The 7,396-nt window shown below is 62.8% G+C and carries 5 protein-coding genes and 1 pseudogene; all 6 read left to right on the top strand.

The annotated features are described in order from the left end of the window. Window positions 1-32: 32 nt before the first annotated feature. Window positions 33-2,066 carry a hypothetical protein gene (locus V5B39_RS14385; RefSeq protein ID WP_332343562.1) on the top strand — a complete coding sequence of 678 codons (2,034 nt, stop codon included), beginning with the start codon at window positions 33-35 and terminating at the stop codon, window positions 2,064-2,066. 5 nt (window positions 2,067-2,071) lie between these two features. Next, window positions 2,072-3,898, top strand: a complete 1,827-nt coding sequence (gene uvrC, locus V5B39_RS14390) for an excinuclease ABC subunit UvrC (protein WP_332343563.1) — start codon at window positions 2,072-2,074, stop codon at window positions 3,896-3,898. Beyond that, window positions 3,898-4,476, top strand: coding sequence for a CDP-diacylglycerol--glycerol-3-phosphate 3-phosphatidyltransferase (gene pgsA / locus V5B39_RS14395; protein ID WP_332343564.1), 579 nt, complete (start codon window positions 3,898-3,900; stop codon window positions 4,474-4,476). The genes uvrC and pgsA overlap by 1 nt, the downstream gene beginning before the upstream one ends. A gap of 186 nt (window positions 4,477-4,662) precedes the next feature. Continuing rightward, window positions 4,663-5,736: a GTP 3',8-cyclase MoaA gene (gene moaA, locus V5B39_RS14400; RefSeq protein WP_332343565.1), complete on the top strand. Its 1,074-nt coding sequence runs from the start codon at window positions 4,663-4,665 to the stop codon at window positions 5,734-5,736. An 83-nt stretch (window positions 5,737-5,819) separates the two neighbouring features. Beyond that, complete coding sequence (gene moeA / locus V5B39_RS14405; protein WP_332343566.1) at window positions 5,820-7,109, top strand: molybdopterin molybdotransferase MoeA; 1,290 nt, start codon at window positions 5,820-5,822, stop codon at window positions 7,107-7,109. 133 nt (window positions 7,110-7,242) lie between these two features. Further along, a pseudogene (locus V5B39_RS14410) lies at window positions 7,243-7,396 on the top strand (IS5/IS1182 family transposase); the annotation flags it as partial.

Consider the following 7,396-nt stretch of genomic DNA (forward strand, 5'->3'; position numbering starts at 1 on the left):
CGGTTCTCTTGTCTTCGTTTGGGGATTGCAAGATGCACGTCCATTCTTCTCTGCATGGCTCTCTCGAACACGCAGTGACCGCTGATGGCGAGGTGGAAGCCCTGGCCCGGCGAGGTAATCGGCGGCGCCTCAAGGTGTTCCTGATGGCATTTGTCGTGGTGCTGGTGACCGGGCTCACCTGGAATTTCCTTCGACCTGCCGAATACCGTGCCACTGCCAGGGTACAGATCAGCCCTGGGAGCATTGAACCACGCCCCTCTTTGTCGGCAAGGGAGACCGCTGAGCCGTCGTCGCACACCGCCTCCGATCTCCTGACGCAGGTGCAGGTACTCACCAGCCGGCCCTTGCTGGCCAGGGTGAGTGAGTTGCTTGCCCAGGCGGGTTACCTGGTCGGATCGGCAGACGAGGCCACAGAATTGCAGAAGATGATCACGGTGGTGCCAGTGAGTGGCACTGAAATCGTCGAGTTGCAGGCGATCGGTGCGCCCCCGGAACTCCTCGCGGCGGTGCTGAACACCTTGCTCAATGCCTATCGCGAAGAGTTGCAAGCTGCTTACGAAGCCGCTACCAGCGTCACCCTGACGCAAGCGCGTACGGAGGCCGCGCTGATCGAACGGGCGGTGCACGAGCGCCGTGCACGCCTGGAGTCCTTTCGCAGCCAGCATGGCGTGTGGTCATCCGAGCGCGATGGCAACGAGGCCGTGGGACGGATGAAAGGACTCACCACCGCCCTGGCCACCGCCAGCGAGAAAGCCGCGCTAGCCGAAGCTCATCTGCGCGCCCTGCGGGAGGCCATTGCTGCCGGCAACAGCGGCAGCAGCCGGGCCAAGGATGATCCGACGCTGGCCAACATGGAGCAGCGCGCGTCGGCTCTGCGTGAGCAAATACGCGACATGGAACGTACCTATACTCCCAGATTCATGAGCCTCGATCCCGGCGCGAAAGCCCTGCAGGCGCGCCTCGACGAACTGGAGCGGCAAATCGAGGGGCAGCGTTCGGTGAGTCGACAGACCTCCCTCGCCACGGCGCAGGAAGAACTGGCCAGTGCGCGGGAAACCGTCAGCCACCTGCAGGCGCAAATCAACGAGCAGCGCCGAGGCGTGCAGACGTTTTCCGAACGTTTCACCCAGGCCAAGTCACTCGAAGACGACCTCGCCCAGATTGAAAAGGCCAACCGGGAAGCCCAGGAACGCTTGGTCAAACTTGAAGCCAGTGAGCGCAGCCGGTTGCCTGCACTCAATCTGGTGGAGCTGGCGAGCGTTCCCCAGTCATCCTTTCGGCCCCCTTATCTGAGGGATGCGGCGCTTGTGGTCGCCGCCGCTTTCGTTTGCGGATTGTTGGCCATGTGGTTCGTCGAGCTGTTCAACCGGCCGCCGCCCACACACGCTCCGGCAAGCACGACGGTCGTCATTCCGCAATCCTGGGCAACGCCCCACCTGCTGGAGCAGATCGCGGAATCGCAGCAACTCCTGCCGGTGGCCGATTCGCACAGCACCGTCCTGCTGCCTGCCAGGTCATCGATTGCACGCGAGTTGACCCAGAGCGAGGCCAAGGCCTTGTTGACAGCGTCGGTCGGCGAAATCCGTTTCATCATTTCGGTTCTGCTCATGGGACTGACACCGGAGGAGACCATCGAGCTGCGCCAGGAGGATCTCGATCCGGTGGCCAATACCCTGCGAGTCAGGGGCCACGCACCACGCACGCTCACGGTCCCGGCCTGGCTGGCAACCTGCCAGTCGCCGCCGGGCAATGGCGCGCAGGCTCCTCTGGTGACGGATGCGGCTGGAGCGCCGATCACCTCGGCCGAGATTGAATCGGTCCTGGCCTGCGCCGCCTTCGACGCCGGACTTGCCCGCTCGGCCGAGGTCACTGCCGCAGCCCTGCGGCATACCTGCGTGGCCTGGCTGGTGCGGCAAGGCGTACGTTTCTCCGATCTCGCCTCGCTGGTCGGACGTCCGAGCGCTGAAGCGCTGGCGTTCTACGCCGATCTGGCACCCCAGGGGCCGCGCCGGGCAATTTCGGAGATCGACCCGCTCATGCCCGCCTTGCGAGAGATCACTGCCTGACCGTGATGACCGAACCCTTCGACGCCAAATCCCTGCTTGCCACCGTGACCGAGTTACCGGGCGTTTATCGGATGCTCGACGGTTCTGGTCAGGTGCTCTACGTCGGCAAGGCAAAAAATCTCCGCAAGCGGCTTGCCTCGTACTTCCGCGACAACCATCCGAGCCCCCGCGTCGCCATGATGGTGGCACAGATTGCCAGCGTCGAGACCACCGTGACGCGTTCCGAAGCAGAAGCGTTGCTGCTTGAAAACAATCTCATCAAGAGCCTGTCGCCGCGCTACAACATTCTCTTTCGTGACGACAAGTCCTATCCCTACATCGTCCTCACGCACGACAGCTACCCGCGCCTGGGTTTTTTTCGGGGCGCCACCGACCGGCGTGCCGACTATTTTGGTCCTTTTCCGTCTTCGCCGGCGGTGCGTGAAAGCCTCCATCTGCTGCAGAAAATGTTTCGTCTGCGTACCTGTGAAAATTCGGTGTTCAACAACCGTTCGCGACCGTGCCTGTTGTACCAGATCAAACGTTGCTCCGGACCCTGTGTCGGACTCATCCAGCCGGCGCGCTACGCCGAGGATGTGCAGAGGGCGGCCATGTTTCTGCAGGGACGACAACAGGATGTGATCGGCAGCCTGTCGGCTGCCATGGATCAGGCGGCAGCCAGACTCGCTTTTGAGCAGGCAGCGGTCTATCGTGACCAGATCCAGTCCTTGCGGCAGGTGCAGGAAAAGCAATACGTCGAGAGCGGCAAGGCGGACGACGTGGATATCGTTGTCGCCGTTGAAGAGACCAGCCTGTTGTGCGTGAACCTGGCGATGGTTCGCGGTGGCCGGCATCTCGGTGACCGACCGCAATTTCCGGTCAGTACCGTCGATTGCGTGGCCTCGTCGCCGCTCGAGGCACTGACCGCATTTCTCTATCAGCATTATTCCGTGCACCCGATTCCACCGAGAATTCTCGTCAATCTGACCCTGTCTGATGAGGAGCTTGCCGACTGGCTCAGTGCCACGGCGACGCAGCCGATCAGGGTGGGCGAAGCGAGATTGACCCTGCAACGCGTCTGGGTCGAAATGGCCGAACAGAACGCCCGCCTGGCGATCAACGCACGCCGCAGCGTGCTGTCACGGCAGGGTGCGCGGCTTGAAGCCCTGCGTCAGACACTGGGCCTCGACATCGAGGACGGCAAGGAGGCGCGCATCGAGTGTTTCGACATCAGCCACACGCAAGGCGACTCGACCGTCGCGGCCTGTGTGGTTTATCAGGGAAGTGACATGCGCAAGTCCGAGTATCGCCGCTTCAATATCGAGGGCATCCAGCCCGGTGACGACTACGCAGCCATCCGGCAGGCGGTCCAACGTCGTTACGAAAAGCTGCTGAGCAGTGATGGCGTCGTACCAACGCTGATCCTGATCGATGGCGGCAGCAGCCAGGTCAGTGCCGCAGCCGCAGTCCTCGCTGAACTCGGGCTGGGCCACCTGCCGATGCTCGGCGTCGCCAAGGGAGAAGCGCGCAAGCCTGGTCTGGAAACCCTGGTTTTCGCAGATGGCCGTGAGCCATTACAATTGTCCCCTGAGAATAACGCCCTGCATCTGATTCAGGAAGTCCGTGACGAGGCACACCGCTTTGCGGTTTCCGGTCATCGCGCTCGGCGTGGCAAGGCTTCACGCAGTTCGCGCCTGGAAGAGATCGGCGGCATCGGACCCAAGCGGCGCAAGGCGCTGATTTCCCGCTTTGGCGGCCTGCAGGGAATCTCCGATGCCGGGATAGACCAACTGACGGCAGTTCCTGGAATCAGTCGGGATCTGGCCGAAAAAATTTACGCAGCGTTGCATTGATGCCACTGAACATACCCATCCTGCTGACCTGGCTGCGAATCATTCTGATCCCGCTTCTGATCGCCATCTACTACGTTCCGGAGGGGTGGATTCAGGGTATCGGGCGTGACCGCGCGGCAACCCTGATCTTCGTTGCCGCAGCCATGACCGATTGGCTGGACGGCTATCTCGCGCGACGCTGGCGGCAAACGTCGGCTTTCGGCGCTTTCCTTGATCCGGTCGCCGATAAGCTGATGGTTGCCGCAGCGCTGATCGTCCTCGTCCAGCTCGGCCGTCTCGACGCCGTTCTGGCGATGATCATCATCGGTCGCGAGATCACGATTTCCGCCCTGCGCGAGTGGATGGCGCGGATCGGCGCCCACAAGAGCGTCGCCGTATCGATGATTGGCAAGATCAAGACCACTGCACAGATGGTCGCCATCCCGATGCTGCTTTATTACGCACCGTTGCTCGGAGTCGATATCTATCAGTGGGGCGTCTGGTTGATCTACGTAGCGGCCGTGCTGACGCTCTGGTCGATGGGTTATTACATGCGGATGGCATGGCCATACCTGATCGAAGAGGACCGTAAACGGTGATCCGCATACTGGCTGACCATCACCCAGGGAAGCCAAGGCCGGTGCCGCCAGTCCGCCATCGATGAGCGGCCACGGCCGGTGGCGGCCCTTCCGGTTTGCCGCGCTTGACACCTGGCAAAGTCCGCTATAATCGCTCGCAAACTCTTCCCCCCCTTTGCCACGGGCACCCCCGAGGGAGCTTCTCGCATGCCCAATGAACTGCTGACGCCCGAAGCCATTCCCCATTCGCTGCTCGGCCTTACTCCGCCGACTTCGCCGGCGACCTCGCGGCATGCCGACGGGACGCTGGTCGACCGATATGGCCGGCACGTCACTTACCTTCGGCTGTCGATCACCGACCGTTGCGACTTCCGTTGCCGCTACTGCATGGCCGAGGAGATGACCTTCCTGCCGCGGGCGCAGGTGCTGACCCTTGAAGAGTGCCTGCGCATCGCCAGTGCTTTCGTCGATCTCGGCGTGACCAAGGTACGGGTGACCGGCGGCGAGCCGCTGGTCCGGCACAACGCCATCTGGTTACTCGAGCAGATGGCCCATCTGCCAGGTCTGCTGGAACTGGTGATGACCACCAATGGTTCGCAGCTCGATCGATTTGCCCCGGCCTTACGTGCTGCGGGGGTCAAGCGCATCAACATCAGCCTCGACACGCTGCGTGCCGACCGTTTCCGGGAGATCACCCGCGTCGGCGATCTTGGCAAAGTGCTGCGTGGTCTCGACGCAGCGCAGGCGGCTGGTTTCCAGCGCATCAAGATCAACACGGTAATGATGCGCGGCAGTAATGATGACGAGTTGATCGACCTGGTCGAATTTGCCGTCGAACGCGGTATCGATATTGCTTTCATCGAGGAAATGCCGCTCGGCGACATCGGTCACGCGCGCCAGGTCTTCGGCAGCGAAGAGGCCCTGGCGCGTCTGCAGACACGCTTCGTACTTCTGCCGTCCACCGAAACCACCGGCGGGCCGGCACGTTACTGGCGGATTCCCGACACCTCGACGCGCGTCGGTTTCATCTCGCCGCACAGTCACAACTTCTGCGCCAGTTGCAACCGCGTGCGCATCACTGCCCGCGGCGAGCTGTACCCGTGCCTCGGCAACAACCATGCTGTAGCGCTGCTGCCGCTGCTGCGCGCGCATCCGGCCGATGATGCTCCTCTGCGGGCGGCGATTGTCCGCAGTATGGGCATCAAGGCCCAGGCCCATGACTTCAGCAACCAGATGGACGCACCGCAGGTGGTGCGCTTCATGTCGATGACCGGCGGCTGATCACCGGCAATTTTTGACCGGGGCGATAGCGCGCACGCCGCGCGACGAACCGACAACCCATGACCCGTCCTGCGAAATCTGCCATGCCTCTCACTGCCCGCTTCAGTTGTTTCAACGATTACGATCCCGATGCACTGTCGGTCGAGCAGGCGCGAACCTTCATTCGCAGCCAGTTGACACCGCTGCAGACGCCAGAAAGGCTGGCTCTGCGCAGCGCCCTGGGACGGATTCTGGCCAGCGATGTGATTGCCCCGGCGAATGTGCCGGCGCACGACAATTCGGCAATGGATGGCTACGCGCTGCGTCATGTCGACCTGTCGAGCAGTGGCGAGAGCCGCCTGCGCGTCGCCGGGACAGCGCTGGCCGGCCAGGCCTTTACCGGCAGCATCGCCGCCGGTGAATGTGTGCGCATCATGACCGGTGCGCCGCTGCCAACCGGTAGCGATATGGTGGTGATGCAGGAAGTCGTCGAGGTTGCTGGCGACCACGTCGTGATTCCGTCCGGGCAGCACTGCGGCCAGAACATCCGCCGCGCCGGTGAGGACCTTGCCGCCGGACAAGCGGCGCTCGCAGCCGGACGACTGATCCGCCCGGCGGAACTCGGTTTGATCGCATCGTTGGGTTGCGCCGAGGTCAGCGTCTACCGCCGCCTGCGCGTCGCTTTTTTCTCGACCGGCGACGAACTGTGCTCGATCGGTACACCGCTGGGCTGTGGCGAAGTCTATGATAGCAATCGCTACACGCTTTTCGGCATGCTCCACCGTATGGGTTGCGAAATCCTCGACCTCGGGGTCGTTCGCGACAAACCGGCGCTGCTTGATGCGACCTTCCGACAGGCGGCCGCTGCTGCCGATGTGGTGATCAGCAGCGGCGGGGTCTCGGTTGGCGAGGCCGACTTCGTCAAACCGCTGATGACCCAACTGGGCGAAGTCCTGTTCTGGAAAATCGCCATGAAACCCGGTCGCCCGATGGCTTTCGGCCGCATTACCGCTGCCGGGGCAGGTGGCGAGAAGGGAACGTCAGCCTGGCTGTTCGGCTTGCCGGGCAATCCGGTGGCCGTGATGGTCACTTTCTACGCCTTCGTCCGCGACGCGCTCTACCTTCTGATGGGCGCCGACCCGCTGCCCGTCGTGCCACTGCTGCCGGCACGGTGCAGTGTCGCGCTGAAGAAGTCTCCCGGCCGTACCGAGTACCAGCGGGGCATCCTCAGCCGCACGCAGGGCCAATGGTGCGTTCGGCCGACAGGCGCCCAGGGTTCGGGAATCCTGCGCTCGATGTCTGACGCCAACTGCTTCATCGTCCTGGAACAGGATCGCGGCAGCGTCGCCGCGGGGGATACGGTCAGCGTGCAAGTCTTCGACGGTCTGGTCTGAGGTCCGGGTGAGCGGGGGGGGTCGAGGCTCGCTAAAACGACCTGAGAGGCTGTGAAAATATTCCTCGAAATCTGCCCGTCGGCTTGGCGGGTCCTGTATAATGACGGGGTCATTCACTTTGTCGCCCGTGCTCATGACCCCGCCCCCACCTTTGTTCCCAGACGAACCGACGTTGCCGGCCAGCCCAAGCGGCCAGGGCTCTGCGAGAACCGCGCTGTCCAAGGCCTCGGCCCGTGTTCTGATGCCCAACCGTCACCAACTTGAACTGCGAGCGAGCGACCTGGAAT

It is taken from the genome of Accumulibacter sp., from assembly GCF_036625275.1.
GTDB lineage: Bacteria > Pseudomonadota > Gammaproteobacteria > Burkholderiales > Rhodocyclaceae > Accumulibacter.